Here is a 2517-nt window from a genome sequence, read left to right as displayed (position 1 = left end):
CTTGTGTTCAATAAATAAGGCGCCAAGAGTCATCCAAAGTCATTCGTAGTTCATCTTTAGAATTTCTTACATAAGTGCGCTAGCACTTATGTTCATTAATAATCAACATAGGCGTCGCTCAACTACGTTCCATTATCCATTTTAGAACTACTTACCTAAGAGCTATTGCTCATAGGTTCATTAAAATTAAAGATCCCCTAGGAGTCTCCGCAACTATGTTTCGTAATCTATCTTAGAACTATTTACGTAAGTGTGTGAGCACGCAACTATGTACTATTAGTCATTTTATAATTTTCAATTTCGAAGTTGGATTTAAATTCATTATTGAAGTATGTTATTTTTGAAGTAAGGGTTTACAATTGGTATTTAGTTTGAATTTTTAGAAAATTTATTGAATCACCATTATGAGATTGCTATAATTTAATATACTATTATTAACTTAGAATGATTTAGGAGGCTTTCATCATGTCAGAAAAAGTAAAATTTGAACAACGCGACGCGCTTAAAGAAAAACCAGAAGGTAATTTAGGATTCGGTCAATACTTCACAGATTACATGTTAAGTTTTGACTATGATGCAGATCAAGGTTGGCATGATTTAAAAATTGTTCCTTATGCACCATTTGAAGTTTCACCAGCTGCACAAGGTCTTCATTATGGACAAGCTGTATTTGAAGGTTTAAAAGCTTATAAACATGAAGGCGAAGTTGTATTATTTAGACCAGATCAAAACTTCAAACGTATCAATGATTCATTAGCACGTTTAGAGATGCCTAAAGTAGATGAGGAATTATTACTAGAAGGTTTAAAACAATTAGTAGACGTTGAACGTGATTGGGTACCTGAAGGCGAAGGACAATCATTATATATTCGTCCATTTGTATTTGCCACTGAAGGTATCTTAGGTGTAAGAGCATCTCATCAATATAAATTATTAATCATTTTATCTCCATCAGGTGCTTATTATGGCGGAGACACTTTAAAAACAACTAAAATTTACGTTGAAGATGAATATGTTCGTGCCGTACGTGGTGGCGTAGGATTTGCTAAAGTAGCAGGTAACTATGCAGCAAGTTTATTAGCACAAACAAATGCTAATAATTTAGGCTATGACCAAGTGCTATGGTTAGACGGTGTAGAACAAAAATATGTTGAAGAAGTTGGTAGTATGAACATTTTCTTCGTTGAAAATGGAAAATTAGTTACACCTGCTTTAAATGGTAGTATCTTACCAGGTATTACACGTAAATCAATCATTGAATTGGCGAAAGAGTTAGGCTATGAAGTTGAAGAACGTAAAGTATCAATCGATGAGTTATTTGAAGCATACGACAAAGGTGAATTGACTGAAGTATTCGGGTCAGGTACAGCTGCCGTGATTTCACCAGTAGGTACTTTAAAATATGAAGATAGAGAAATCGTCATCAACAATAACGAACCTGGTGAAATTACTAAAAAATTATATGACACATACACTGGCATCCAAAGTGGTAAATTAGAAGATACGCATGGTTGGAGAGTCGTAGTTCCAGAATATAAATAAAGCATGTTTATTGCGCTAGAAATCTCAAGTAATTGAGGTTTCTAGCTTTTTATTTTATTCAATTGTGATGGCTTGAGTCTATGCTTTTTGAATGATATCTAAAAAAAGCGATTAGATAATTGAATACTTTGACCTTATGGACTTAAATATTTAGAACTTAAAGATTTGATTATTTAAATTTTAATGTATTACTTGTTCAATTTTTATCATTATCTTTCTCAATTTTCATATCTATTAAGAAAAAAACGATAATTATAACTAAAAAAAGAGAATAGAAAATGGTCTTACCATATGGAATATGAAAAAATGCGATGAAAATAATTGAGAATATGTTCAATAATACCAAACTAATCGTTAAGGCTATTTGATATTTTTTCATTATCAATCTCTCCTTTAGCATCATTAAGGAAATGTTTTTAAATGGAGTTCGTTATAAATTTGGTAGATTTCGAAACAGTAATTAGCTATTTCCCATCTAAACGTCGACTAATATAGCCTAATACAGCACCAATAATAACTAATGCTAAAATATATATTAAATTTGATAATTGATTATCTAAAGTAAGCATTGGCTGAACATAAAACGTAGCAACAATTAGTATTATTAAAAATATAACACCTGCAATTATTCTGTATTTCATCATAGACACCCCAACATTTTTAAGTCATTTTAGAAATTCCCCACATTTTAATTATGCAGTTTTTTAATAAATTTTAAAAAGTCAAAGTATATAGCTATTTATCATCATCATGTTTTTTCTGTTTAGGTGCGTAGTGATCGATTATAAATTGAAAAATGAAAACGTATGACCAAAAAATTATAATTCCCCAAATATTTGTAAGAATATGAATATCTGTTATCCACATAAAAATACAAAGTAATATGATTGATCCAAAATATATAATATTTAGAATTAATCTCAATTTAGATTTTGACATATATTATGCAACCTTTAGTCAAGTCCAGACTCCTGT

Annotated in this window: 2 protein-coding genes; one reads left to right on the top strand and one right to left on the bottom strand. The window is 30.4% G+C overall.

The features are described 5' to 3' along the window. The first annotated feature begins 465 nt into the window (after positions 1 to 465). On the top strand, positions 466 to 1542 hold the full coding sequence (locus tag KA909_RS11530; RefSeq protein ID WP_070855001.1) for a branched-chain amino acid aminotransferase: 1077 nt from the start codon (positions 466 to 468) through the stop codon (positions 1540 to 1542). A 464-nt stretch (positions 1543 to 2006) separates the two neighbouring features. On the opposite strand, the gene KA909_RS11525 is transcribed toward KA909_RS11530, so the two are convergent. After that, a complete protein-coding gene (locus KA909_RS11525; protein ID WP_193839723.1) occupies positions 2007 to 2183 on the bottom strand; it encodes a hypothetical protein in 177 nt (58 codons plus the stop codon). Positions 2184 to 2517: the final 334 nt, after the last annotated feature.

Origin of the sequence: Staphylococcus sp. GDX8P54P (assembly GCF_017893165.1) — a bacterium.
GTDB lineage: Bacteria > Bacillota > Bacilli > Staphylococcales > Staphylococcaceae > Staphylococcus > Staphylococcus borealis.
This window is presented reverse-complemented; position numbering and strand designations above follow the sequence as displayed.

Coding starts and splice junctions, on each gene's coding strand:
- KA909_RS11525 (WP_193839723.1), bottom strand. CDS start 2,183: ATGAAATACAGAATAATTGCAGGTGTTATATTTTTAATAATACTAATT.
- KA909_RS11530 (WP_070855001.1), top strand. CDS start 466: ATGTCAGAAAAAGTAAAATTTGAACAACGCGACGCGCTTAAAGAAAAA.